Origin of the sequence: Streptomyces paromomycinus, assembly GCF_003865155.1 — a bacterium.
In the GTDB taxonomy this organism is placed as follows: domain Bacteria; phylum Actinomycetota; class Actinomycetes; order Streptomycetales; family Streptomycetaceae; genus Streptomyces; species Streptomyces chrestomyceticus.
This window is the reverse complement of record NZ_BHZD01000001.1, coordinates 8,344,366-8,368,305: the sequence shown is the minus strand read 5'-3', so window position 1 is coordinate 8,368,305 and position 23,940 is coordinate 8,344,366. Positions and strand designations below refer to the sequence as shown.

Below are 23,940 nucleotides of genomic sequence, written 5' to 3'. Positions count from 1 at the left end.
GGAACAACTCCGGGTCCACGCCCCTTGTGCGCCCGGCTGTCCGGAGGAAACTCCGCAGCAGAAACGTTGTTTGACCCGGCCGAGCGTATCCGGGAATTCCGTTGTTCGTTGGTCGAGGCGTGAAGCCGTGCGCCAATGCCCGACGAAGGAGTGTGCAGCGATGGCAGTGAGTTGGGCGAAGAGAATCGCTGTCACGGAACCCGCCCCGAAGCCGGTCCGCTACGCCCGCTATCTGGCCCCGCACTGGCAGGGACTGCTCCGGGTGGACAGCGAGAACGGCATCGGCATCGTTCCGGCCGTCGCGTTCTTCGGCGTGCTCGCCTCGGTCCTCTTCGGCGCGGGCGGCGCGGGGGTGGCGCTGCTGGTCGACATGGCCGTGGACCGCGGCCACATGGCGCGCGCCTGGGTCACGTTCGACCTCGTGGTGGTCGTGGCGCTGTCCCTGTCGTACTGGCTCGTCGGCCGGTACGGCCTGCGGTTCTACGACACCGACCCGGCCACCAACGACCTGTGGCGGCTGATCACCGTCGCCAACACCGCCTGGCGTTCGCTGCCCCGGGCGCACCGTACGGCCCAGAAGCCGCGGCTGCGGGCCGTGAACACCGCCGCCCGCATCCTGCTGGCCGACCCCGAGGACACCCGTACGCACCAGATGCTGCACGCGCACGCGGACGTGCTGCGGCACCTGGCCACCACGGTCCTCGCGGACACCCAGCAGGCCCAGCCGCCGGAGCCGCCCACCGCGTACGCGTCCCGCGCGGCCGACCCGGCACCGCGCGCCGAGCCCGGCCCGGCCCCCGCCGCCGCGAACTCGCTGGAGCGGGCCCGTTCCATCCCCAACCAGCCCTGATCCGCGCCCCGCTGCCGGGCCGCGCGGACCGCGGTCCGCTTTCCCGCGTGTTCCTGCGTGCTGTTCCGGTCGTTGCTGGTGTGCCCGCCGGAGCGGCGGAGCGCGGCCGCCGGGAATCGGGCCTTGTGGGCGGTGCGTACCCGGCCGGGGGCCGGGACCTGACCTTGGCCGGGTCTGGTGGCCGTACCGTCGCGTCCCGGGGAGCGGGCTCCTAGGGTGGGACGCCGGAACCGGAACTCTTTCCGTCCGCTCCCAGGAGGTTCCCGTGAGCGTCAGCGCCAAGGGCACGTACCTGATCAAGAACGTGAGCAGCGGCCTGTACCTGACCGTCAAGGGCCACACCAAACAGTCCCCCGCGGACATCGTCCAGGAGCGGCTGTACGACTGGCCGCAGCGGGCCGCCCAGGCGTGGCGACTGGAGTCCGCGCCGGGCGGCGAGCGCACCTTCCGGCTGCAGAACCAGCACAGCGGCGGCTACCTCCAGGTCCGCAGGTGCGGCAAGGACAAGGGCACGCCCCTGGTCCAGGAGCACCTGGAGGAGAACACTCCGGCGTACCGCAGCCAGACGTGGCAGCTCGTCGAGGAGGACCCCTACCGGGTCGCCAACCTGCACAGCGGGCTGTGGATGAACGTGCGCGACAACGCGGCCGCGGTGGGCGCGGTCGTCGACCAGTCGACGGAGAACACCGGCGCCTACCGCACCGCCGAGCAGTGGACCTTCGAGCCGGTCGAGGCACGCGGCGGCGACCCGGTCTTCGACGCGCTGTCCGGGCTGCTGGTGGAGCCGGGCGGCGGCATCATCTCCACCGTCACCCATGTCTTCAAGGCGTCGCTGGAGGCCGCCGGGGGCGTCTTCGGGACCGTCGCCAAGTACGTGCCGGGCGACACCACGCCGTTCGTACGGTTCGACGGCTTCCGCGGTGACGAGGTCGTCCGGTTCTCCTCGCGCAACCGCGTCGAGGAGGAACCCCGGAAGATCAGTGCGCGGTTCCCGCACCTGCCCAAGGAGTTCCACGGCGGCTTCGACTTCGTCACCCGGGCCCCGCGGCGCAGCGGCCGGACCTACCTCGGGGTCAAGGGGGACCTGACGGTCGCCTTCTCCGACAAGGACAACGACGGCATCGACCGGACCGAGGAGTACTTCCCGTCCCGGGAGCTGGAGCCGTACGGCCGGGTCCTGGAGGCGACGCCCGCCCGGCCCGACGACTCGCAGTACCTGCTGTTCTGCGAGCAGCAGACGGTGCTGATCGACGGCCGGTTCCGCGCGCCGGACCTGCGCGAGGTGCAGCCGGTGCCGCTGGGCCAGCTGCCCAAGGGCTGGACGGCGCCGGACGCGGTGGCCTCCGCCACCGTGGGCGAGGAGGTGCACTTCTTCGCCACCAAGGGCACCGAGTACATCGTCTTCACCCTGCGCGACCTCGTCCAGGGGCCCGCGCCGGTCCTGCACGCGTATCCGTTCCTGCTGGGGCTGTGGGCGTAGCCGTCCGGCCGCGCGGCCGGATGACCGGCGGCGGTCTCCGTCCGGTCATCCGGTCCGCCGGCCCGCGGGACGCGTCAGGTGAGGTCGAACTCGCCGTCCCGGGCGCCGAGGACGAAGCCGCGCCACTCGGCCGGTGTGAAGACCAGCGCGGGTACGTCCGGAGTGCGCCGGTTGCGCATCGCGATCCAGCCTTCGACGAAGGCGACCTGCACATCGCCCATCCCCTGGCTGCTGGACTGCCAGGCGGCGCCGGTCAGGTCGAGTTCCGGCCTGGTCCCGTCCGCGAGCCGCTGTTCCATGATGCCCTCGGCCACGTCGCTGCTCCTCCCGGTTCGACGTCGCGGTCAGCCTAGTCACCACGCCCGGTGGGGGACAGGGCGCGCTTCAGGTGGCGGGCGGCTCGGCGCCCACCAGCCACATGGAGAAGAACTGCGAGCCGCCGCCGTAGGCGTGGCCCAGGGCCCGGCGCGCGCCGGGGACCTGGTGTTCCCCCGCCTGGCCGCGCACCTGGAGGGCCGCCTCGGCGAAGCGGATCATGCCGGAGGCGCCGATGGGGTTGGCGGAGAGCACCCCTCCGGAGGGGTTGACGGGCAGGTCCCCGTCGAGTTCCGTCACCCCGGACTCGGTGAGCTTCCAGCCCTCGCCCGGTGCGGCGAAGCCCAGGTTCTCCAGCCACATCGGCTCGTACCAGCTGAAGGGTACGTACATCTCCACCGCGTCGATCTCCCGGCGCGGGTCCGTGATCCCGGCCTGCCGGTACACGGCCGCGGCGCAGTCCCGACCCGCCTGCGGGGAGACGAAGTCCTTGCCCGCGAAGAGGGTCGGTTCGCTGCGCATCGCCCCGCCGTGCATCCAGGCGGCGGGCCGGGGCGCCCGCCGCGCGCCCGCGCGGTCGGTCAGGACCATCGCGCAGGCGCCGTCGGAGGACGGGCAGGTCTCGGAGTAGCGGACCGGGTCCCAGAGCATCGGGGACGCCTGGACCTTCGCCAGCGTGATGTCGTGCTCGTGGAGGTGGGCGTAGGGGTTCTTCAGCGCGTTGCGGCGGTCCTTGTACGCGACCAGGGAGCCGACTGTGGCAGGTGCGCCCGTACGCCGCATGTAGGCACGGACGTGCGGGGCGAAGAAGCCGCCCGCGCCGGCCAGCAGCGGCTGCTGGAAGGGGACCGGGAGCGACAGCCCCCACATGGCGTTGGACTCGGACTGCTTCTCGAAGGCCAGGGTCAGGACGGTGCGGTGCACGCGGGCGGCGACGAGGTCGGCCGCGACCAGGGCGGTGGAGCCGCCGACCGAGCCGGCGGTGTGCACCCGCAGCATCGGTTTGCCGACCGCGCCCAGTGCGTCGGCGAGGTACAGCTCGGGCATCATGACGCCCTCGAAGAAGTCGGGGGCCTTGCCGATGACCACGGCGTCGATGGCGTGCCAGGTCAGTTCGGCGTCGTCGAGCGCGCGCCGGGCCGCCTCGCGGACGAGCCCGGCCAGGGAGACGTCTCGGCGTGCGGCGACGTGCCGGGTCTGGCCGATGCCGACGACGGCGACGGGCTCCTTGGAGACGGCGGCCCTGGACGCTCCGGACTTGGGCCCTGCGCTCTTGGGTACTACGGGCTCGGGCGCTCCGGTCGTGCTCATCGCGGGTCCCCTTCCAGTACGGCGACCAGGTTCTGCTGGAGGCAGGGCCCCGACGTGGCGTGGGCCAGCGCCCGCCGGGACGCGCCGCGCCGGACGGCCTCGGCGGCCTCGCCGATCCGGATCAGTCCGGTGGCCATCATGGGGTTGGCGGCGAGCGCGCCGCCCGACGGGTTGATCCGTACCCGGTCGTCCAGCCGCAGCGCCTTGCGGAGGACGACCTCCTGCGCGGTGAAGGGGGCGTGCAGTTCGGCGGTGTCCACCGGCTGTTCGAAGGCTCCGGCGCGGTCGGCGGCCAGCCGGGTGGACGGCGAGTCGGTGAGGTCCCGTACGCCGAGTGCGTGGGCCTCGATGCGGTGGTCCATGCCGCGGATCCAGGCGGGCCGGTCGCACAGCCGCCGCGCGGTGTCCCCGGCCGCGAGGACGACGGCGGCGGCGCCGTCGGTGACGGGCGGGCAGTCGGCGGTGCGCAGGGGCTGCACGACATAGTCGCCGGGCGGCACCGGTCCGCTGTGCCGGGCGTGCGGGTTGGCCGCCGCGTCGGTGCGGGCGCGTGCCGCGATGCCGGCGAGTGCCGCCTCGTCCGTGTCGCCCGCGTCGATGAGGGCCTGCGCCTGGAGGGCGGCGAGGGAGACGGAGTCGGGCCACAGGGGTGCGAGGTAGTACGGGTCCAACTGGCGGGTGAGCACGTCGCGGACCGCGCCGGACGAGGACTTGCCGTACGCGTAGACGAGCGCGGTCTCGGCGGCCCCGGTCAGCAGCTTGACCCACGCCTCGTACAGCGCCCAGGCGCCGTCCGTCTCGACGTGCGACTCGGCGATGGGCGGCCAGGCGCCGACGCTGTCCAGTGCCATCGTGAAGGAGAAGGCCCGCCCGGCCAGGTAGTCCGAGGACCCCGAGCAGGTGAAGTCGACCTCCCCGGCCCGCAGGCCGGCCTGGCCGAGGGCGTCCTGGAGCACCGGCAGCAGCAGTTCGGCCTCGGAGACCTCGGCGGTGTCGCGGGCGTGGTCGCTCTGCGCGAAGGCGACGACCGCGACCTCGCGTCGCTCCGCGGCCGGGCCGGGCGGCGCGGACATCAGACCAGCTCCTTGTAGCTGTCGTAGGCGGCGTCGGGTTCGCCGGTGGGCCGGTAGTGGTCCGGGTAGCGGCCGTCACCGCGCCACACCGGCTCCACCCGCAGCCCCATGCGTACCTCGTCGTACGGGATGCCGCCGATACGGGCGTGCAGGGCCAGGTCGGCGCCGTCCAGGGCGATGTGCGCGTAGACGTACGGCACGTCGATGTCGAGGTTCTTGGCCTTGATGTTCACGATGCAGAAGGTGGTGACGGTGCCCTTGGGGCCGACCTCGACCTGGTCCCGGGTGGCCACGCCGCAGGTGGGGCAGGCGCCTCGGGGCGGTACGTACACCTTGCGGCAGGACGGGCAGCGCTCCCCGACGGTGCGGCGGCCGGCGAGGGCGGCGAGGTAGCGGGACTGGGCGCGGCCGGGCGAGTAGGTGTAGTCGAGGCGGGCGGGGGCGGTGATGCCGGTGACGGGGTCGGTGAACTCGCCGCTGTGCGGGGCGGCTTCCTGCGTCACACGGTCCTCGTACGATTCGTACAATTCGTACGGTTCGAAGCACGCGATGTCCGTGATGGCGCCGGTGCGTTCCGCCGCCCACCGCACGCGGACCCGCATCCCGGTGCGTACGGCGTCGGGGCCGGGTGCGTCCAGGGCGTGCAGCAGGTCCGTGCCGGCACCGTCGAGGCGGACCAGCACCCAGGCGAACGGCGTGTCCAGGGGCTGGTTGCGGCGCGGGGCCGAGTTCCAGGCCCAGGTGGTGACGGTCCCCGCGCTGCCGACCTCGACGAGGTCACGTATCTCCTCGGCGGTGACCGGGTCGTACTCGACGGGCGGTACCAGCACCCGCCCGTCCCCGGTCCGGACGCCCAGCACGACCCGTTCGCGCAGCCCGGTGAGGAAGGCGCTCTGCACGGGCCCGAGGGACCGGGTGAAGGGGAACTCGACGACGAGCGGGGCCGACAGCACGTCCGGGGCTTCGGCGGGGGTGTCAGGGACGTCGGCGGCGGGGGTGCGGGAGGTCGGTGGCATACGGGCTCCTCGCTTCCGTACGGAGGGCGGCGGCAGGCACGGCCGGGGGTCGGAGCGCCGGGTCAGGCGCGCCGGAAGACGGGCGGGCGCTTCTCGGCGAAGGCCCGGGCGCCCTCCTTCGCGTCGGCCGTGCCGAATATCGGCCAGCCGCGCGCGAGTTCGGCCCTCAGCCCGTCCTCCTCGGTCATCGCGGCGGTCTCGTAGACGGACGCCTTGACCGCCTCGACGGCGAGCGGGCCGCAGCCGTTGATCCGCGCGGCGATCTCCAGGGCCTCGCCGAGCGCTTCGCCGTCCGGCACGACATGGCCGATCAGCCCGATGCGCGCGGCTTCCTCAGCGGTGTAAGAACGCCCGGTGAGCAGCATCTCCAGAGCGTGGGTGCGCGGGATCTGGCGGGCGAGGCGGACGGTGGAACCGCCGATGGGGAACAGGCCGCGCCGTACCTCGAAGAGCCCGAACGTGGCGCTCCGCCCGGCCACCCTGATGTCGGTGCCCTGGAGGATCTCCGTGCCGCCGGCGACACAGGGCCCTTCGACGGCGGCGATGACCGGCTTGCGCGGGCGGTGGTGGCGCAGCATGGCCTTCCAATGCAGGTCGGGGTCGGCCTGCAAGCGCTCGCGGTACTGCTCGCCGTCCATGCCCCGGCCGGCCAGCGCCTTGAGGTCCATGCCGGCGCAGAAGGCGCCGCCCGCGCCGGTGACCACCACCGAGCGCACGGAGTCGTCCTCGTCGGCGGCGGTCCAGCCGTCGTACAGGCCCACCAGCATCGGCAGCGACAGCGCGTTCTTCGCCTCCGGCCGGTCGAGGGTGAGCACCAGGGTCGCGCCCTCGCGCGTCACCGTCAGATGTTCGGTCCCGCCCATGGGTCCTCCTGTCCGTGCGGCCGCGGGCCGTGCCCGCCGCCGAGAGCCGCCCGTCCGCCCCGGAACGTAGAACAGGTTGCAGGAGCCGGGGGCCGACTTCAAGAGTTTTCTGACAGACAGTCAGTTTCCGGCACCGGGCCCCTTCCCCCGTACGGCGTGCGGCGCTCTAATGACCGCGAGCCGACGCCGCCGCCCGTTCTGGAGGAGACGTGGAATACAACCTCGCCGATCTGTTCGAGTCGGTCGTCGACACGGTTCCGGGGCGAGAGGCGCTGGTGTTCCTCGACCACCCGGGCACCGGCGCGGAACGCCGCCTCACGTACGCGGAACTGGACCGCGCCGCCAACCGCCTCGCCCACCACCTGCGCGACCACGGCGTCACCCCCGGCTCGCACGTCGGCCTGCACCTCTACAACGGCGTCGAGTACCTCCAGACTCTCTACGCCTGTCTGAAGATCCGCGCCGTGCCGGTCAACGTCAACTACCGCTATGTCGAGGACGAGCTGGCCTACCTCTACCAGGACGCCGACCTCGTCGCCCTGGTCTTCGACGCCGAGTTCACCGGCCGGGTGGCGGCCGCCCTGCCGCGCGCTGACCGGCTGCGCCACCTCGTACGGGTGGGCACGCCGCCCGCCGATGTCCCTGAGCCCGCCATCGCGCCGGTGCCGTTCACGGACGCCGAGGCGTCCGGCTCGCCCGACCGCGACTTCGCCCCGCGCTCCGGCGGCGACCGGCTCGTCATCTACACCGGCGGCACCACCGGGATGCCCAAGGGCGTGCTGTGGCGGCACGAGGACATCTTCTTCTCCGGCATGGGCGGCGGCGCGCCGACCGGCGAACCGGTACGGCACCCCGAGGAGCTGGCCGAACGCGTCGCCGCGGGCGGGGAAGGGCTCGTCTTCTTCCCCGCTCCCCCGCTGATGCACGGCACCTCCACCCTCACCGCCTTCATCGCCTTCCACTTCGGCCAGAAGGTGGTCCTGCACCGCAAGTTCGTCCCGGAGGAGGTGCTGCGCACCGTCGAGCGGGAGAAGGTGACCAGCATCTCGCTGGTCGGTGACGCGATGCTGCGCCCGCTCGCGGACGCGCTGGCCGGTCCGCTGAAGGGCACGGACTGTTCCTCGCTGTTCAGCGTCAGCAGCTCCGGCGCGATCCTCTCCGAGACCGTACGGGAGCAGTTCGCCGCGCTGGTGCCGGGCGCCCTGCTGCTCAACAACTTCGGCTCCTCCGAGTCCGGCTTCAACGGCACCGCCACCGAGGACTCGGGCCCCGGCCGGGGCTTCCGGCTGCACGTCAACGCGCACACGGCGGTGGTCGACCCGGCCTCCCCCGCGCACGCCCGGGTGGCGGCCGGCGAGGTGGGGCGGCTCGCGCTGCGCGGACACGTACCGCTGGGCTACTACAACGACCCGCGCAAGACCGCCGAGACGTTCTTCGAGGCGGACGGCGAGCGGTGGGTCCTCCTCGGCGACATGGCGACCGTCGACGAGGCGGGCATCGTCACCGTCCTCGGCCGGGGCTCGCAGTGCATCAACTCCGGCGGCGAGAAGGTGTACCCGGAGGAGGTCGAGCAGGCGCTGAAGGCGCATCCGGACATCTACGACGCGCTGGTGGCGGGAGTACCGGACGAGCGGTGGGGCAGCCGGGTGGCCGCGGTCGTGCAGCTCCGCGACGGTGCGGCGCCGCTGGGCCTGGCCGCGGTGCAGGACCACTGCCGTACGCGGCTGGCCGGCTACAAGATTCCGCGGTCGGTGGTCCTCACCGACCGCATCCGGCGCTCCCCCAGCGGCAAGGCGGACTACCGGTGGGCGAAGGCGGTGGCTTCCGGGGCGGGTGCTCCGTAGGGCACGGCACCCGCGCGGCAGCAGAGCGGCCGCTCCGCGGGGCACGGTTCCCGCCCCCTGCCGGCCGGGCTCCGGCCGCCGCCCCGACGGCGGCCGGAGCCCCTGACCGGCTGGTTCAGGCGGTACGGCGGTGGTGGCGGCGCGGCCCACACGACCGGAAACCGGTGTGCGCCGCGCCGGGCCGGGGTATGACGGCGAGAATCTTCGACATGAGGGGGTTCTCCTGAGTGGGAAGAAGGGGACACCCGCACGGTTGCCCGCACCCCGCGCCGGGTCGACAACCGGTCCCCACCCTTCACCCGCTTGGCACACGCCGCGCCCCCGAATGCAGCAGCCCAGGACCCGCGAATGCAGCAAGCCCTGGCCCACGCCGAGGGTGGGAAGGGGCCCGCGGGCGGTTCTAACCTGAAGCATGGACTTCGACGGCGTGGCGCCCGGAGACGACCTCTCCGGCACGTACGGCATTCCGGTACGGCTCGACCCCGCTGAGCACGATCCCCGCTCCGGCACGGCCTCGCTGTGCGCGGCGGGGCCGGTAGTGCCCGTCCTGCTGCCCGGCGGTGTGTCCGCCTGGCTGGTGACCCACCATCAGGCCGGGCGGGCGGTGCTGGCCGACAGCCGCTTCGTCAAGGACATCGGCGCCTGGCGCGCCTGGCGCAGCGGCGAGGTGCCGCGCTCCTGGCCGCTGGCGCCGCTGCTGACCGTCGCCAACATGACCACCGCGACGGCGGGCGACCACACCCGGCTCCGCGCACCGCTGGCCCGCGCGTTCACCGTGCGCCGCGTGGAGCAGCTCAGGCCGCGCGTCGAGGAACTGGCCGCAGAGCTGCTGGACGGCCTCGCCGACGGCCGGCCCGGGGAACCGGTCGAGCTGCGGGCCCACTACGCCCACCCGCTGCCGATACGGGTCATCTGCGAACTGTTCGGCGTACCCGGCGACCGCCGTGACCGGATCCGGTCACTGTGCGGAGCGCTGTTCGACGCCCGCTCTGACCCGTCCGGAGCACCGGCGGTCCACCGCGAGCTGCGCACCGCGCTCGCCGGTCTCCTGGACGAGAAGCGAGCGCGCCCCGGGGACGACCTGACGAGTGCGCTGGTGGCTCCCGGCCCCCACCCGCTCAGTGGCGCCGAACTCGTCGACACGCTGCTGCTGATGATCGTGGCCGGGCATGAAACCACCGTGAACCTGCTGGTCAACGCCGTACACGCGCTGCTGACCCACCCCGGACAGCTCGCCCTCGCGTGCAGCGGGCAGGTGCCCTGGAGCGCCGTGGCCGAGGAGACGCTGCGCTGGGACCCGCCGGTCGCCCACTTCCCGTTCCGCTACGCGCTGTGCGACGTGGACGTGGCCGGCCGGACCGTCCGCGCGGGCGATCCGGTGATGCTCTCGTACACCGCGTTCGGCCGCGACCCACGGCAGCACGGGCCCGGGGCCGGGCGGTTCGACATCACCCGGGCCCCCACCCCTCATCTCACCTTCGGGCACGGCATCCACCACTGCCTCGGCGCGCCGCTCGCCCGGCTGGAAGCGGCCGTCGCCCTGCCCGCGCTCTTCGCCCGCTTCCCTGACCTGCGTCTGCACGACCCGGGACAGCCGCCCGCCCGTCGTTCGTCACTGGTCTTCAACGGGTTCGGGGAGCTGCCGGTGCTCCTGGCGCCCCGGGGCGGCCGGCTCGGACCGGCGTGGCCGCGGCAGCAGCAGGACGACGCGTGACGGCCCCGCCGTCAGAACGCCTGAGCGGGCCATGACACCGGCGCCCGGCCCTCCCCACCGCACACGGACCGTACGGAACGGACCAGCGCCGCCGTGTGCAGGATGTCCAGACGCTGCTCACGGCGTACGTCCACGGCAGCGCCCGCCAACGAGGGAACACAGCGCGGCGACGTGCGCGCCTCGCCGGACGCGGCGATCGCCCGTACCAGCGCGTCGTTGACGCGGTTGATCTCCTTGCGCACCTCACCGAGGTCCGGCCGATCGCCCGGCACCCGCGCGGGGTCGGCGGCCCACCGTCGGTGCAGGCCGCGCTGCACGGTCTTGTTCGCCTCGATCTGGTCCCGGAAGATCCGCGCGGTCCACCGAGGATCGGCCCCGAGTTCCGCCGCCCGCCGCGCCACCGCGTCCAGCACCTGCTGCTCACGCACCGGGTCGTCGACAGGGCTGCCGGTGCCCCACTTGGCCGCGGCCACCAGATCGGCGGTGGCGAGGCGCCGGGCGGACAGGGCCACGACGGGGCGCAGCGCGACCGCTTCCCGGACGGTCGCGGCGGGCGTGGTGGGCGGCGACGCGGGCAGGACGACGGCCGATCCGGGCGCGGCGCTCGCCGACGCCGGAGCCGGTACGGCGCTGAGGAGGGCGGTCGCGGCGGCGCCCGCGACCAGCAGGCGACGCAGGGACGTTCGCGCGTCGGACACCACCGTCGGCCCTCCGGACATGAGCTATAGGCATGAACATGTCCTGACGATCCTAACGACGGTGGCACGGGAGCGAGGAGAAACTTTCGCTCCCGCCGTTCGCCGCTCCGCCCCGTTTCGCCCCGCTCAGCGCCGCGCGTGCAGAACGCGGTGCTCGAAGCCGGCGAAGGCGGCCTCCTGGCGCCATTCGAGGGCCGCCTTCAGGTTCTTGGCGAGGAACCGGGTACAGGCCGCGCGGGGCCGGTGACCGTCCGGGCGTTCCATGCGGCACGGGCGCGCCAGTTCGTACGCGCGCTTCCCGTGGCCCTGGTCGCCCCACAGACTGCGGCCTGGGAGGAAGGCGTGCTCCATGGACGCGCGCGCCAAGTCCTTCAGTTCGCGGTACCGCAGGCCGTAAGTGCCGGACGCGTACCGGTACTCGGCGCTGATGTCGCTGCGCGAGATCCCGGGGTCGTCGGTGGCCAGCACGACCGGCACGCCGTAGCGCCGGTACAGCGGGAACGGATGCTCGGCACCGGAGACTCCGAGGATCTGCCGACTGCTCGTGAACGGCACTTCCACCGCGATGCCGCGCCGCGCCATGGTGCGCAGGAGGGCGGGCGCGCCGTCCTCGTGCGCCACGTCGACGCCGTGGCCGATGCGCTCCGCGTGCCCGGTGCGGACCGCCTTGTTGATGTGGAAGCGCAGCTCTTCGGGCTTGACCAGGCCGGGGACGAGTTCACCGGCGTGCAGGGTGATGTGGGCGCGCGGGTAGACGCCGTGCAGGTAGTCCAGCATCCGCATGTGGAGCCGGTAGTTGCGCAGCGCGTTCCGCTCGTCCTCCGGCTGTACGAGGTTCACCGCGACGTACCGGTGGTCGCGTTCGGCGAGGCGCATGGCGAGCGCCATCTGGGTGAAGACCCGCTCGGACGAACTTCCGCGCGACACCTGCGAGATGAAGCGGACGGTCATCCGGCAGCCGAGGGCCGGGCGGGCGGTGTCGCAGCGCGCTGCCTTGCGGAAGTCCGCGGTGCCCTTGTCGGCCTCCCGGCCCGCGTCGCGTACGAGCTTGTCCAGCTTGCCGCCCGCCGTCAGCAGTTGGTGCATCAGCCGCAGGTCCGCGTGGTAGCCGACCTGTTCGGCCAGCTTCTTGCTGCCGCCGGAGGCGGGCGTCAGCATCGTCTCCAGGTAGAACTGGTTCTGCCGGGCCGCGGTGTTGGCTACGTCGGCCAGCAGTTCGCCGCCGTGGCGCCGGCTGACCTCGCCGAACTTCCCGAAGGCCGGGAAGAAGTGGTCGTGCCCGGACTCGCCGGATGCCGACGAGAAGTCCTGCATCGACCAGGCCCGCAGGATCTGCCGGTGGAAGGAACGGTCCTTCCGGGCCTGCGCCGCCGGACGCGTACCCGGACCGCACGGGGCCGGTCTGGCGGTCATCGTCTTCGTCCCGATGCACAGGCCGTCGTTCCCGGCCAGCTTGATCAGCAGCTCGGTCGAGGCCGCGCCGGACAGGTGGTTGTGCAGGTCGCCGCCCTTGGGCAGGTCGCGGAAGAAGGCGCGCAGCGCCGCGGGCCGCTTCCGGAGCCCGTCGAGGTGGGCGGAGACCCGGCGTTCGGCGCCGGTGGGCGCGGCGGCCGTGCGCGGGAGCGCCGCGTCCGCGGCGGGCGCGCCCGGGGCCGCCGGACCGGGGGCGGCGGCCGCCTCCGGGGCCGGCGGTGCGGCGAGCGCGGAGGACGGCAGCAACGACAGCACGGCCAGGGCGCCCGCATCCAGTACGAGCGGGGCGGACCGGCGGGGCCGTCCGCGATGGCGAGGGAAAGTGATCACGCGCTCATACGGACGAGTTCGGCGCGCCGGGCCGCGAAGGCAGGCCGGCGTGCGTCCCCTTGGGTGAACAAGATCCCACCACCAGGTGCGGAACGGACGTGCGACCTGCGGCACGGCGTGGCTCGGGGCGGGGTCTCAGACGTAGCCGGCCGGGGGCGGGGCCGGGCGGAGGCAGCGCGGGAACCGGGGACGGGGCCGGGGCGGAGGCAGCGCGGGAACCGGGGACGGGGCCGGGGCGGAGGTCAGCACGGGAACCGAGACCGGGGCCGGGGCCGGGGAGAGGCCGAGTCCCCCCCGGGCCCGGCAGCTGGTCAGCCGATCCGGGTCATCGTGGACTCGTACCCCCCGCCGCCCGGATAGACCCAAGCGCCCGCGAGGACGTCGCCGTCCGCGGCGAAGGTGCCCCGGAAGTACGCGGGCGAGCCCTTCTCGCCGCCCCAGATGGTCAGGGTGTCCCCCGCCGTCTCGTACACGTAGTCGAAGGTGTGCCCTTCGTTGTCGTAGAAGCGCGACACGATGTCCTCCCCCGGCGCCTTTGCACCGAAAGGCTTTTCCCTGCCGATCACTTCGATGCCGGTGATCCGCCGGCCGTCCTGCTCCAGCTCCACCTCCTGCACCAGGAAGAACCCTCCGTCGAGGCGGCGGTAGGTGACCGTACCGGTCGCCCCGCCCTCGACCCGCCAACGGCCCAGGAGCCGCTCCAGTTCCCCGGTTCCCTCGTGCGTCCCCACCGCTTCGCCGCTTCCGGCCTGTCGCTCCGTCACAACGCTTCCCTCTCTTGGCGTCACTGCTCTGTACTCGTACGACCGGGGGACCCCCAAAAAGGAATCGGCGAACCAAAGTGACCTGCGTCACAACCGGTTCGCGTCGTCCGCCACGTCGGCGGGCGTCAGGACGGAGGCGAGGCCGAGGGCGGGCAGCAGGTCCGGCGCGAAGGTGGTGATCTCGGCGATCAGGCCGTCCGCCACGCGCAGTACGTCGATGTTGACCGCGGTGTACGTCGGAGCCCCGGGGCGCCGTACGTAGTTCGCGACGGCCGGCTGCCGGTTCACGGCGAGCGGCACGGCGAACCAGTCGCCCCAGGCCTGGTCCCCCTCCAGGGCCGCGCGCCACATGCCGATGACGGCCGCACGCCCGTCGAACACCAGGTGGGCGGGCGGCATGGTCTGCCGGACGTCCGCACGCAGCAGGGCGGCCAGCGCCGTGACATCGGCGGCCCGTGAGGCGTCGACGAACCGCCGGAGGAGTGCGCGCTCGGCCTCGGTGGGGCCGGTGGCGCCCCGCCCCCAGTCGGTGCGCCGCTCGGGCAACTGCTCGCGCAGCGTGGCGCGGGCGTGTTGCAGCGCGCTCTTGACCGCGGCGACGCTCACTTCGAGCATGCCGGCCGTCTCGGCGGCGGGCAGCCCCACGACGTCGCGCAGGATCAGTACGGCCCGCTGCTGCGGGGGCAGGTGCTGGATCGCCGCCAGAAAGGCCAGTTCGATGGTTTCCCTGGCGATCGCCACGGCTTCCGGGCCGCTGCCGGCCGGCGCGGCCAGGTCCAGCAGGGCGTCGGGGCAGGGCTGGAGCCAGGTCACCTCGGCTGGCGCGGAACGTTTCGGCACGCCCGCGCTGTCGACCGCCACCGCGATCTCCCTGTTGCGGGCCGGGCCGGCCAGCTCGTCCAGACAGGCGCGCGTCGCGATGCGGTACAGCCAGGCCCGGAACGTCCCCCGCCCCTCGAAGCCCGCCCTGCTGCGCCAGGCCCGCAGCAGGGTTTCCTGTACGAGATCCTCCGCGTCGGCGAACGACCCGAGCATCCGGTAGCAGTGCACGCGCAGTTCGTGCCGGTACCGCCCGGCGAGATGCCCGAACGCCGCCTCGTCCCCCGCCAGGACCGCGGCCGCCGCCCGCTCGTCCGCCGCCCGCTCGTCCTCCCCGCACTCTCCCCGGCCCGCACGCCCTTCCGCGCCCATGTCCGCCCCCTCCGCGTACCGGAGCACCGTCTGCGCCCGCCCGGGCGATCATCGTACGGCCGGGCGGCCGGGCGGACGGCGGAGCCGGCGCGGAGACCGGCCGGGTCGGGTCTGACCGGACCCGTCCATACCCGACCGCTCCCGGTCAGGCCCGACCGATTCCAGTCAGGCCCAGTCAGGCCCGGTCAGGACCGGTCAGTCACGGTCCGACACGCTGGTGACGCCTACGTTGGCGTTCTGGGTGAGGCCGTCGACCGGGAACAGGAACCCGCTCTTCGACGGTGACCCGGAATCTCCGTGGCTGCCGGAGGCGGGGAGGGTGGTGCCCGTCCCGTCGTCCGAGTCGGCGTGCGCCGCGGCGGGCAGCACCGCGCCGGACAGGGCCACGGCGGCCAGCAGGCCGACCGCCGCACGGATGGTCATACGGAGTGATGTACGCATGATGTTCCTTTCGGGGGTTGCGCGGTCAGCGCACCACGGGAGAGGGACACCGTTGCGGCATTGGGCCGTCCGTGGGCGCGCCCACGGACGCCGTACGGCAGCCCGGCGGCGCGTACGACGGTCCGCGGCCGGGGATCCTCAGAGACTGGGCACGAGAAACGTCCGGACCGCGTCGAGGTATTCCAACGGGCGCTCCTCGTGCACGAGATGGCCCGCCCCCTCGACCGTCACCAGACGGCAGTCCGGGATGCGTTCGGCCATGTCCCGGAGCTGCTGCTGCGGGATGTGGCTGGTGGGGCCGCCGGCGATCACCAGGGTGGGCGCGGTGATCTTCGCCAGGCCGTCCCACCACGCCGGGTCCGGCGCGTTGCGCTGAGCCACCACGGCCACCTTGGCCTGCCAGTCGAACGCCGGCGGGCCCGGTGGCGGGTCCGGGATCTCCTGCGGCGGCGACGCCGGAAGGGGCGGGGCGGCCTCCTCCAGCACCAGCCGCTCCACCAGCTCCGGGCGGTCGGTGGCCAGCAGCAACGCGACGACCGCGCCTACGGAGTGACCGATGAGCGCCACGGGTCCGAGCCGCAGTTCCCGGAGGAAACCGGCCACGTCGTCGCGCCACCGCTCGAAGCCGTACTCCCCCGGCCAGTCACTGTGCCCGTGCCCCCGGAGGTCCAGCGCGTACACCCGGTGGGTGGCCGCGAGCTGGCCGACCACGCCGCGCCAGTCCTCACCGTCCTCGCCGAGGCAGTGCAGCAGCACCGCAGGGGGCGCGTCCGCGTCACCCCAGCACCGGTACGCCAGACGGACGTCACCGACCTGCACTTTCTGAACGTCACTCATGCGCTCGAAGCTACCCGCGCAGGAGTTCGTCACGCCCCTTGACGGGCTCCGCCGTCCGCTGATTACTTGGAGCGCACTCAGCCACCGACTGATCGGTCGGGACACGGAACGGTGACACAGATGCCGGATGCGCGAAGATCGAGTAGGGCATGAGGGGCGGCACGGGCGCGTTCGGCCCGTACTCGGACGCGGGCGCGGTCGACGCCGTACGGCGGCTGTCCGCCGACGAGCTGGCGGCCCGCCAACTGGAACGGCTGCGGGCCTCATTGCGGCACGCGTACGAGAACGTCCCCTTCTACCGGCAGTCCTTCGACCGGGCCGGAGTTCACCCCGAGGACTGCCGGTCGCTCGCGGACCTCTCCCGTTTCCCCTTCACCGTCAAGGACGACCTGCGGGCCAACTACCCCTTCGGCATGTTCGCCGTGCCGCAGGACGAGATCCGCCGTATCCACGCCTCCAGCGGGACGACGGGCCGTCCGACGGTCGTCGGCTACACCGGGCAGGACCTGGCCGTCTGGGCCGACGTCGTGGCCCGCTCGCTCCATGCGGCGGGCGGCCGGCCCGGCCACACGGTGCACATCGCGTACGGGTACGGCCTGTTCACCGGCGGTCTCGGCGCGCACTACGGCGCCGAGCGGCTCGGCTGTACGGTCGTCCCGGCCTCCGGAGGCATGACCGCCCGGCAGGTGCAGATCATCCAGGACTTCCGTCCCGAGATCATCATGGTGACGCCGTCCTACCTGCTCACGCTCCTCGACGAGTTCGAACGGCAGGGCATCGACCCGAAGTCCACCTCCCTGAGGACGGGACTGTTCGGCGCGGAGCCGTGGACGGAGGAGATGCGCCGCGAGATCGAGGAGCGCTTCGCGATCGACGCGGTCGACATCTACGGCCTCTCGGAGGTGATGGGCCCCGGCGTCGCGCAGGAGTCCGTGGAGACCAAGGACGGGCTGCACATCTGGGAGGACCACTTCTATCCGGAGGTGGTGGATCCGGTCACCGGCGACCCGCTGCCGGACGGCGAGCACGGCGAGCTGGTGTTCACCTCGCTGACCAAGGAGGCCCTGCCGGTGGTCCGCTACCGCACCCGGGACCTGACCCGGCTGCTGCCCGGCACCGCCTGGCCCGCCTTCCGCCGGATGGAGCGGATCACCGGCCGCTGCGACGACATGATCATCCTGCGCGGTGTGAACCTCTTCCCCGCCCAGATCGAGGAGATCGTGCTGCGCACACCGGGCATCGCGCCGCACTTCCAGCTGCGGCTGACCCGGGAAGGCCGGCTGGACCACCTGACCGTACGGGCGGAAGCACGGCCGGACGCGACCCCGGAGGAGCGCACGGCCACCGTCGGCCGGATCGTCCGCGGCGTCAAGGACGGCATCGGCATCTCGGTCGCCGTGGACATCGTCGATCCGGAAACCCTGGAACGCTCCGTCGGCAAACTGAAACGCATCGTGGACGCGCGCGACTGAGAGCAAAAGGGCGGCCCGCTCCATCCGCTGCCCGGAGGCCGGGAGCTACTGCTGCACTCCAGGCTGCCCGCACCGCCTGCACCGCGGAGCCCAGCCCAGCAACCGTGGCCAGGGCTGCCGAGTGTCAGACCCGTGCGTCATGCTCACTGCCATGAACGAAGACACCTTCTGGCAGCTCATCGACGCCTGCACACCCACAGGACCGGACCCTGACTCCGAGCGGCTGGCAGCCGCACTGACCGAGCACCTCGCCCGGTCCCCGGTGTATGTGGTCACCGGCTTCGCCGAGCAGCTGTCCTGGGCCCTCTACCGCCTGGACCGCAGGGAACTCGGCCAGGGCCTCTCCGGTGACTCCTTCCTCTACACGCGCTGCGCGGTCGTCGCCGCCGGCCGCGAGGTGTTCGAAGGCGTACTCCGGGACCCGAGCGCCTTCGCCCCGTTCGCCACCGACCTCATCTGGGCGGAGAGCCTGCTCTACGCACCGGACCACGCCTACGAACGCATCACCGGCGAAGAATGGCACCGCGCCACTCGCTATTCCTACGAGTCGTACGCGAACACCAAGGGCTGGGCTGCCTGACGCACCCGGTACGGGGCCGTCCCGATGACCGACGGTGCCACTGAGCGACACCTGCACGGGCGAGGGCCCGAGGGGCGGGCCCTCGCCCGGCCGTCCTGTCCGTCTCCCTCCGGCCTCCCTACCTCGGGCTCGGCGTGAGCAGCGCGTACGGAGCGCCGAACGGATCCAGCAGCAGGGCCAGCCTGCCTATGCCTTCGGCGTCCTCCGCCGGGACGACGACCGTCGCGCCGCGCTGCGTGGACGCGGCGACCGTCGCGTCGCAGTCCTCCACCGCGAAGTACGGGTGCCACTCCGACGTGGAGCCTGCCGCGAGGCTCTCGGCAGGCAGCTGCATGATGCCGGCGTGGCCCGCGTCGCCGTTCGGGTCGGTGCCGGTGGGCGAGGCGACCGTGTAGACCAGGTGCTCGCCCATCACGTTGTCGACCGTCTCCCACCCGAAGACCGTGCGGTAGAAGTCCTTCGCGGCGGCCGCGTCGGTCGTGTGGAGCTCGGTCCAGCAGACCGCGCTGGAGGCGCCGACCAGCTCCATCCCCTGGACGTCGACGGGCTGCCAGACCGCGAACTCGGCGCCGGCCGGGTCGGTGAACCCGGCCAGCCGGCCGGCGGTGAAGACGTCGCACGGGCCGAAGCGGACCGTACCGCCGGCCTGCTCCACGGTCTTGGCCAGGGCGTCCACGTCGGAGCTGTGGAAGTGGACGGTCCAGGCCGGGCTCGCGCCCTCCTCGGTCAGCGGTCCGGCCCCGGCGACGGTCTTCCCGTCGAGCTGGAAGAAGCCGTACCCGCCGGCGTCGGGGCCGGCCGACTGGAAGGTCCAGCCGAAGACGCCGCCGTAGAACGCGACGGCCGCGTCGATGTCGGGAGCCCCGAGGTCGAGCCAGTTCGGCGCACCTGGGACGTACTGGGTCGTGAGCATGTTGATCTCCTCCGGCGTCCGGTCGTCACGACGCGCGACGCGGGCGGCCGCCGAGCGAACACGAACGCCCTCGTCACCGGGGAACACGCGGTGTCGGTCGTGCCTTTCCCCCGGCACTTCTCAGCATGGCAGGGGGGTCTGACAATCGCCCTCGGCGCCCGGCCCGGGACCGGCCGCTCACGCCCCGCCGGAGCGGAACCGGTCCCGGAGCTCCCGCTTGAGGATCTTGCCGCTGGCGTTGCGCGGCAGCGCCTCGACGAACAGCACCCGCTTGGGCACCTGGAACCCGGCCAACCGCTCCCGCGCGACCGCGATCAGCTCCGCCTCCCGCGGCGCCCCGGCCTCCGCCCGCGGTACGACCACGGCGGTCACCGCCTCGATCCAGCGCTCGTCCGGCAGCCCGATCACCGCCACCTCGGCGACCGCGGGATGCGCGTACAGCGCGTCCTCGACCTGCCGCGAGGCGACCAGGACACCGCCCGAGTTGATGACGTCCTTGACCCGGTCGACGACGGTGAAGCAGCCCGCCGCGTCGCGCGTCGCCAGGTCCCCCGAGCGGAACCAGCCGTCCCGGAACGCCGCCGCGGTCTCCTGCGGCTTGTCCCAGTAGCCCGAGCACAGCTGGGGCGAGCGGTAGACGATCTCCCCGGGGGTGCCGTCCGGCACTTCGGTGCCGTGCTCGTCCACCACCCGGGCCTCCACGAACAGCACCGGACGGCCGCACGAGTCCATCCGGCCCGCGTGCTCGTCCGGCCCCAGGACGGTGGCCAGCGGGCCGATCTCGCTCTGTCCGAAGCAGTTGTAGAAGGCGAGTCCGGGCAGCCGGGCGCGCAGCCGTTCCAGCACGGGCACCGGCATGACCGAGGCGCCGTAGTACGCCTTGCGCAGGCCGCTGAGGTCCCGCGTGCCGAACCCGGGGTGCTGGGAGAGGCCGATCCAGACGGTGGGCGGCGCGAAGAGGCTGTCGGCCCGGCCCGCCTCCACCAGGTCGAAGATCCGCTGCGGGTCCGGGGCGTCGAGAATGACGTTCTCAGCGCCCACGGCCAGGTACGGCATGAGGAAGACGTGCAGTTGCGCCGAATGGTAGAGCGGCAGGCAGTGCACGGGCCGGTCGGCGGCCTTGAGGTCCAAGGCGGTGATGGCGGACGCGTACGCATGCACCAGCGCGCCGTGCGTCATCATCGCGCCCTTGGGCAGCCCGGTCGTGCCGGAGGTGTAGAGGAGCTGGGCCAGGTCGTCGGAGCTTGAGTCGTACGGACCACGCGCACCGTAGGGACCCTGCGAACCATACGGACCGTACGGCCCCTGCGAACCACCCGGAACGGGCGGCCCGTACGGCAGCGCCTCCCGCGCGCGCTCCAGCAGCGACCCGGCGGCGTCGCGCAGCGGCATGGTGCGCACTCCGGACGGCAGCCGGTGCTCCAGCGCGGGGTCGGTGAGGACGAGGGCGCTGCCCGACTGTTCGATGATGTAGCGCAGTTCGTCGCCGGTGAGGTGGTGGTTGACGGGTACGTGCACCAGGCCCGCGCGGGCGCAGGCCAGGAAACCGATCACGTACGCGTCGGAGTTGTGCCCGTACGCGGCGACCCGGTCGCCGGGCCGGAGCCCGGTGTCCAGCAGGGCGTACGCGGCGGCCGTCACCGCGTCGTCCAGCTCGCGGTAGGTCCAGGACCGGTCGCCGTGGCGCACCGCCGTGCGCTCGGGCGTCCGGCGCGCGCTGCGCCGCAGGACTCCGTCGACCGTGTTCGTCCGTACTCCCGTCATGGCGCGATCCTGTGCCCCGGCCCGCGAAGGGTCAAGGTCGCCCCGCAACGGGGCGAGGACACAGGGATCACGGCCATCGCTGCTCCCGGCTACACGGCGCGCTCCCGCCCCGCCCAATACGGATCGCGGAGCCGCCGCTTGTACAGCTTGCCGTTCGGGTCGCGGGGCAGGGCCGCGACGAAATCGACCGACCTGGGGCACTTGTAGCCCGCCAGACGCTCCGCGCAGTGGGCCAGGATCTCGTCGGCGAGCGCGGGCTCCGGCGCGTACCCGTCGGCGGGCTCGACGACTGCCTTGACCTGCTCGCCCCAGTCGTCGTGCGGGATGCCGAAGGCGGCCGCGTCGGCGACGGCGGGATGGGCGAGCAGGGCGGCCTCGATCTCCGCGGGGTAGATGTTGACGCCGCCTGAGATGATCATGTCGATCTTGCGGTCCCGGAGGAAGAGGCAGCCGTCCTCGTCCAGGTACCCGAGGTCGCCGACGGTGAAGAAGTCGCCGATGCGGTTCTCGCGGGTCTTGCCCGCGTCCTTGTGGTAGCTGAAGCCGCCGGTGGTCATCTTCATGTAGACGGTGCCCAGTTCGCCGGGCGGCAGGCGCTCGCCGTCGTCGTCGAAGACCGCCAGTTCGCTGATGGGCCAGGCCCTGCCGACCGTACCGGGCTTCTTGAGCCAGTCCTCGGCCGTGGCGAAGGCGCCGCCGCCCTCGCTCGCCGCGTAGTACTCCTCGACGCAGCTCCCCCACCAGTCGATCATCGCCCGTTTGACGTGGTCGGGGCAGGGCGCGGCGCCGTGGACCGCGTGCCGCATCGAGGTCACGTCGTAGCGCGCCCGTACCTCCTCCGGGAGGGCGAGCAGGCGGTGGAACTGGGTCGGCACCATGTGCGTGTGGGTGCAGCGGTACGTGTCGATCAGGCGCAGCATCTCCTCGGGCGTCCACTTGTCCATCAGGACGACCTGGTGCCCGATGTGCAGGGAGGCGCCCGCGAATTGGAGTACGGCCGTGTGGTAGAGCGGTGAGCACACCAGGTGCACGTTGCCGCCGAAGGGGCGGATGCCGAAGATGCCGAGGAAGCCCCCGAGCGGGGACTCCTCGGGCAGCCTCCCGGAGAGCGGGCGGCGGATGCCGCGGGGGCGGCCGGTGGTGCCGGAGGTGTAGTTCATGACCCAGCCGAGGGTGCGGTCCTCGGGCGGGGTCTCCGGCTGCCCGTCGAGGAGCGCGGCGTACGGGCGGAACCCGGGCACCTCGCCCACGGAGTAGCGGTGCCGCGGCGGCAGTCCGGCCTCGTCGGCGGCGGCGCGGGCGGCGTCGGCGAACCGTTCGTGCGCGATCAGCGCCTTGGCTTCCGCGTCACCGGCGATCCAGGCGATCTCCGGGCCGACCGCGTGGTGGTTGACCGGTACGAGATAGAAGCCCGCCTGGGTGGCGGCGAGATAGGCGGTGAACAGCTCCACACCGTTCGGCAGCACTACCGCGAACGCGTCACCCCGCTCCAGGCCCGCGGCGCGCAGGCCGTGCACCAGGCGGTTGCAGGCGGCGTGCAACCGGGCGGCGGTCCACTCCTCGCCGTCCGGGGCGATCAGCACCGTACGCCCCGGGTCGGCGGCGGCCTGCGCCCAGAAGCCGTTCGGGGTGGGTGACGCCATGGATGCCGGCATACGTGTCCTCCTCGGCTCGGTGCCGGTGTCTAGAGCCCGGCCGTGCGCCCGTCGGTGGGCTCGTCCGCGCGCCCGGCCCTACGCCCGTCGATGCGCTCGTCCGCGCGCCCGGCCGTGCGTTCCTCCGTGCGTCCGGCCGTGCGTTCCTCCGTGCGTCCGGCCGTGCGTTCCTCCGTGCGTCCGGCCGTGCGTCCGGCGATGCGGTCGATGCGGTCGACGGCCCGCTCGAAGCCGCGGGTCAGCTCGTCGAAGACCGCCCGCACACTGCGTTCGGAGTTCATCTGCCCGACGATCTGGCCGACCGGCGTGCCGAGCAGCGGCTCGACCTCGTACTTCTGGATACGGGAGACGGCCTCGGCGACCAGCAGTCCTTGCAGGGGCATGGGCAGCGGTGCGGGGCTGGACGGGTCGTCCCAGGCGTCCGTCCACGCCGTACGGAGCTGACGGGCGGGCTTGCCGGTCAGCGCGCGCGAGCGGACGGTGTCGCCGGAGCCCGCCGCGAGCAGTTTCTCGGTGAGCCGCCGGGAGTGCAGCCCGGCCTCCTCGGTGGTCAGCCAGACGGAACCGAGCCAGACACCCTGGGCACCCAGGGCCAGCCCGGCGGCGACCTGTTCGCCCGTACCGATGCCGCCGGCCGCGAGCACGGGCAGCGGGTCGACGGCGCGGACGACTTCGGGGGTGAGCACCATGGTGGCGATCTCGCCGGTGTGGCCGCCGGCCTCGTAGCCCTGGGCGACGACGATGTCGATACCGGCGTCCCGGTGGTGCCGCGCGTGCCGGGGGCTGCCCGCGAGGGCGGCGACGAGGACGCCGTGCGCGTGGGCGCGTCCGACGACGTCGGCGGGCGGTGAGCCGAGCGCGTTGGCCAGCAGTTTGACCGGGTACTCGAAGGCCACGTCGAGCTGTGAGCGGGCCACCTGCTCCAGCCAGCCGGTGATGCGCCAGCCGGACGCCTCGCCCGGGGGCAGTTCGGGCACCTGGTGGGCGGCCAGAGTCCGCGCGACGAAGCGGCGGTGCTCGGGCGGGATCATCGCCTCGATGTCCGCCTCCGTGACGCCCTCGACCTTCTTCGCGGGCATCACGACGTCGAGGCCGTACGGTTTGCCGTCGGTGTGCCGCTCGATCCAGTCCAGGTCGCGGGCCAGTTCGTCGGCGGCCGCGTAGCGGACCGCGCCGAGCACGCCGAAGCCTCCGGCACGGGTGATCGCGGCGGCCACCGCCGGGAACGGGGTGAACCCGAAGACGGCGTGCTCGACTCCCAGCCGGTTGCTCAGCTCCGTCTGCATGGCCGCAGGATGCCGCAGGGACGCGTCCGAGGGAAGAGGGTTTCTGATGCTGCGTCAGTAACGAGCGGAC

At 73.0% G+C, this 23,940-nt stretch carries 21 protein-coding genes; 6 read left to right on the top strand and 15 right to left on the bottom strand.

Annotation, left to right across the window (positions count from 1 at the left end; translation table 11 throughout):
* The first annotated feature begins 160 nt into the window (after window positions 1-160).
* Both OEIGOIKO_RS36080 and OEIGOIKO_RS36075 read left to right on the top strand, forming a co-directional pair.
* On the top strand, window positions 161-850 hold the full coding sequence (locus tag OEIGOIKO_RS36080; protein ID WP_125057563.1) for a hypothetical protein: 690 nt from the start codon (window positions 161-163) through the stop codon (window positions 848-850).
* A 265-nt stretch (window positions 851-1,115) separates the two neighbouring features.
* On the top strand, window positions 1,116-2,330 hold the full coding sequence (locus tag OEIGOIKO_RS36075; protein ID WP_125057562.1) for an RICIN domain-containing protein: 1,215 nt from the start codon (window positions 1,116-1,118) through the stop codon (window positions 2,328-2,330).
* A gap of 74 nt (window positions 2,331-2,404) precedes the next feature.
* Here the strand turns inward: OEIGOIKO_RS36075 and OEIGOIKO_RS36070 are convergent, their stop codons facing one another.
* From OEIGOIKO_RS36070 to OEIGOIKO_RS36050, 5 genes are all read right to left on the bottom strand, one after another.
* A complete protein-coding gene (locus OEIGOIKO_RS36070; RefSeq protein ID WP_032926544.1) occupies window positions 2,405-2,629 on the bottom strand; it encodes a DUF397 domain-containing protein in 225 nt (74 codons plus the stop codon).
* 85 nt (window positions 2,630-2,714) lie between these two features.
* Window positions 2,715-3,956 carry a thiolase domain-containing protein gene (locus OEIGOIKO_RS36065; RefSeq protein ID WP_246177768.1) on the bottom strand — a complete coding sequence of 414 codons (1,242 nt, stop codon included), beginning with the start codon at window positions 3,954-3,956 and terminating at the stop codon, window positions 2,715-2,717.
* Window positions 3,953-5,029, bottom strand: a complete 1,077-nt coding sequence (locus OEIGOIKO_RS36060; protein ID WP_125057561.1) for a thiolase domain-containing protein — start codon at window positions 5,027-5,029, stop codon at window positions 3,953-3,955. Before OEIGOIKO_RS36060 ends, OEIGOIKO_RS36065 begins: the two co-directional genes overlap by 4 nt.
* Window positions 5,029-6,045, bottom strand: a complete 1,017-nt coding sequence (locus tag OEIGOIKO_RS36055) for a Zn-ribbon domain-containing OB-fold protein (protein ID WP_125057560.1) — start codon at window positions 6,043-6,045, stop codon at window positions 5,029-5,031. The genes OEIGOIKO_RS36060 and OEIGOIKO_RS36055 overlap by 1 nt, the downstream gene beginning before the upstream one ends.
* Window positions 6,046-6,107: 62 nt before the next feature.
* Window positions 6,108-6,908, bottom strand: a complete 801-nt coding sequence (locus OEIGOIKO_RS36050; protein ID WP_125057559.1) for a crotonase/enoyl-CoA hydratase family protein — start codon at window positions 6,906-6,908, stop codon at window positions 6,108-6,110.
* 209 nt (window positions 6,909-7,117) lie between these two features.
* Between OEIGOIKO_RS36050 and OEIGOIKO_RS36045 the strand changes: the two genes are divergently transcribed.
* Together OEIGOIKO_RS36045 and OEIGOIKO_RS36040 are read left to right on the top strand one after the other, a co-directional pair.
* Entirely contained in the window at window positions 7,118-8,752 is a 1,635-nt protein-coding gene (locus OEIGOIKO_RS36045; protein ID WP_125057558.1) for an acyl-CoA synthetase, read from the top strand.
* 412 nt (window positions 8,753-9,164) lie between these two features.
* Window positions 9,165-10,466 (top strand): cytochrome P450 family protein, encoded by a 1,302-nt coding sequence (locus OEIGOIKO_RS36040; protein WP_125057557.1) that lies wholly within the window; start codon window positions 9,165-9,167, stop codon window positions 10,464-10,466.
* A gap of 11 nt (window positions 10,467-10,477) precedes the next feature.
* Here OEIGOIKO_RS36040 and OEIGOIKO_RS36035 read toward each other — a convergent pair whose 3' ends face one another.
* The 6 genes from OEIGOIKO_RS36035 to OEIGOIKO_RS36010 all read right to left on the bottom strand — a co-directional run bounded on the left by OEIGOIKO_RS36035 (window position 10,478) and on the right by OEIGOIKO_RS36010 (window position 16,200).
* Window positions 10,478-11,167, bottom strand: coding sequence for a chorismate mutase (locus OEIGOIKO_RS36035; RefSeq protein ID WP_371859036.1), 690 nt, complete (start codon window positions 11,165-11,167; stop codon window positions 10,478-10,480).
* 123 nt (window positions 11,168-11,290) lie between these two features.
* Window positions 11,291-12,967: an adenosine deaminase family protein gene (locus OEIGOIKO_RS36030; protein ID WP_246177765.1), complete on the bottom strand. Its 1,677-nt coding sequence runs from the start codon at window positions 12,965-12,967 to the stop codon at window positions 11,291-11,293.
* A 311-nt stretch (window positions 12,968-13,278) separates the two neighbouring features.
* Window positions 13,279-13,731, bottom strand: a complete 453-nt coding sequence (locus OEIGOIKO_RS36025) for a DUF1579 domain-containing protein (RefSeq protein ID WP_246177762.1) — start codon at window positions 13,729-13,731, stop codon at window positions 13,279-13,281.
* A gap of 87 nt (window positions 13,732-13,818) precedes the next feature.
* On the bottom strand, window positions 13,819-14,922 hold the full coding sequence (locus OEIGOIKO_RS36020; protein WP_125057555.1) for an RNA polymerase subunit sigma-70: 1,104 nt from the start codon (window positions 14,920-14,922) through the stop codon (window positions 13,819-13,821).
* Between the two features lie 195 nt (window positions 14,923-15,117).
* Window positions 15,118-15,363, bottom strand: coding sequence for a hypothetical protein (locus OEIGOIKO_RS36015; protein WP_125057554.1), 246 nt, complete (start codon window positions 15,361-15,363; stop codon window positions 15,118-15,120).
* Window positions 15,364-15,501: 138 nt separating this feature from the next.
* Entirely contained in the window at window positions 15,502-16,200 is a 699-nt protein-coding gene (locus OEIGOIKO_RS36010) for an alpha/beta fold hydrolase (protein WP_125057553.1), read from the bottom strand.
* Between the two features lie 149 nt (window positions 16,201-16,349).
* Between OEIGOIKO_RS36010 and paaK the strand changes: the two genes are divergently transcribed.
* Entirely contained in the window at window positions 16,350-17,672 is a 1,323-nt protein-coding gene (gene paaK / locus OEIGOIKO_RS36005) for a phenylacetate--CoA ligase PaaK (protein ID WP_125057552.1), read from the top strand.
* A 151-nt stretch (window positions 17,673-17,823) separates the two neighbouring features.
* On the top strand, window positions 17,824-18,252 hold the full coding sequence (locus OEIGOIKO_RS36000) for a DUF4240 domain-containing protein (RefSeq protein ID WP_125057551.1): 429 nt from the start codon (window positions 17,824-17,826) through the stop codon (window positions 18,250-18,252).
* 118 nt (window positions 18,253-18,370) lie between these two features.
* On the opposite strand, the gene OEIGOIKO_RS35995 is transcribed toward OEIGOIKO_RS36000, so the two are convergent.
* From OEIGOIKO_RS35995 to OEIGOIKO_RS35980, 4 genes are all read right to left on the bottom strand, one after another.
* Window positions 18,371-19,165: a VOC family protein gene (locus OEIGOIKO_RS35995; RefSeq protein WP_125057550.1), complete on the bottom strand. Its 795-nt coding sequence runs from the start codon at window positions 19,163-19,165 to the stop codon at window positions 18,371-18,373.
* Window positions 19,166-19,342: 177 nt separating this feature from the next.
* Complete coding sequence (locus OEIGOIKO_RS35990) at window positions 19,343-20,929, bottom strand: acyl-CoA synthetase (RefSeq protein ID WP_125057549.1); 1,587 nt, start codon at window positions 20,927-20,929, stop codon at window positions 19,343-19,345.
* An 89-nt stretch (window positions 20,930-21,018) separates the two neighbouring features.
* Entirely contained in the window at window positions 21,019-22,572 is a 1,554-nt protein-coding gene (locus OEIGOIKO_RS35985; RefSeq protein WP_125059404.1) for an acyl-CoA synthetase, read from the bottom strand.
* A 41-nt stretch (window positions 22,573-22,613) separates the two neighbouring features.
* On the bottom strand, window positions 22,614-23,870 hold the full coding sequence (locus OEIGOIKO_RS35980) for an NAD(P)H-dependent flavin oxidoreductase (protein ID WP_246177761.1): 1,257 nt from the start codon (window positions 23,868-23,870) through the stop codon (window positions 22,614-22,616).
* Window positions 23,871-23,940 lie beyond the last annotated feature (70 nt).

Excerpts from the sequence above, each read along its gene's own strand:
- OEIGOIKO_RS36080 (WP_125057563.1), top strand. The coding sequence starts at position 161 with ATGGCAGTGAGTTGGGCGAAGAGAATCGCTGTCACGGAACCCGCCCCG.
- OEIGOIKO_RS36070 (WP_032926544.1), bottom strand. The coding sequence starts at position 2,629 with ATGGAACAGCGGCTCGCGGACGGGACCAGGCCGGAACTCGACCTGACC.
- OEIGOIKO_RS36065 (WP_246177768.1), bottom strand. The coding sequence starts at position 3,956 with ATGAGCACGACCGGAGCGCCCGAGCCCGTAGTACCCAAGAGCGCAGGG.
- OEIGOIKO_RS36060 (WP_125057561.1), bottom strand. The coding sequence starts at position 5,029 with ATGTCCGCGCCGCCCGGCCCGGCCGCGGAGCGACGCGAGGTCGCGGTC.
- OEIGOIKO_RS36055 (WP_125057560.1), bottom strand. The coding sequence starts at position 6,045 with ATGCCACCGACCTCCCGCACCCCCGCCGCCGACGTCCCTGACACCCCC.
- OEIGOIKO_RS36050 (WP_125057559.1), bottom strand. The coding sequence starts at position 6,908 with ATGGGCGGGACCGAACATCTGACGGTGACGCGCGAGGGCGCGACCCTG.
- OEIGOIKO_RS36040 (WP_125057557.1), top strand. The coding sequence starts at position 9,165 with ATGGACTTCGACGGCGTGGCGCCCGGAGACGACCTCTCCGGCACGTAC.
- OEIGOIKO_RS36020 (WP_125057555.1), bottom strand. The coding sequence starts at position 14,922 with ATGGGCGCGGAAGGGCGTGCGGGCCGGGGAGAGTGCGGGGAGGACGAG.
- OEIGOIKO_RS36015 (WP_125057554.1), bottom strand. The coding sequence starts at position 15,363 with ATGCGTACATCACTCCGTATGACCATCCGTGCGGCGGTCGGCCTGCTG.
- OEIGOIKO_RS36010 (WP_125057553.1), bottom strand. The coding sequence starts at position 16,200 with ATGAGTGACGTTCAGAAAGTGCAGGTCGGTGACGTCCGTCTGGCGTAC.
- paaK (WP_125057552.1), top strand. The coding sequence starts at position 16,350 with ATGAGGGGCGGCACGGGCGCGTTCGGCCCGTACTCGGACGCGGGCGCG.
- OEIGOIKO_RS36000 (WP_125057551.1), top strand. The coding sequence starts at position 17,824 with ATGAACGAAGACACCTTCTGGCAGCTCATCGACGCCTGCACACCCACA.
- OEIGOIKO_RS35995 (WP_125057550.1), bottom strand. The coding sequence starts at position 19,165 with ATGCTCACGACCCAGTACGTCCCAGGTGCGCCGAACTGGCTCGACCTC.
- OEIGOIKO_RS35990 (WP_125057549.1), bottom strand. The coding sequence starts at position 20,929 with ATGACGGGAGTACGGACGAACACGGTCGACGGAGTCCTGCGGCGCAGC.
- OEIGOIKO_RS35985 (WP_125059404.1), bottom strand. The coding sequence starts at position 22,572 with ATGGCGTCACCCACCCCGAACGGCTTCTGGGCGCAGGCCGCCGCCGAC.
- OEIGOIKO_RS35980 (WP_246177761.1), bottom strand. The coding sequence starts at position 23,870 with ATGCAGACGGAGCTGAGCAACCGGCTGGGAGTCGAGCACGCCGTCTTC.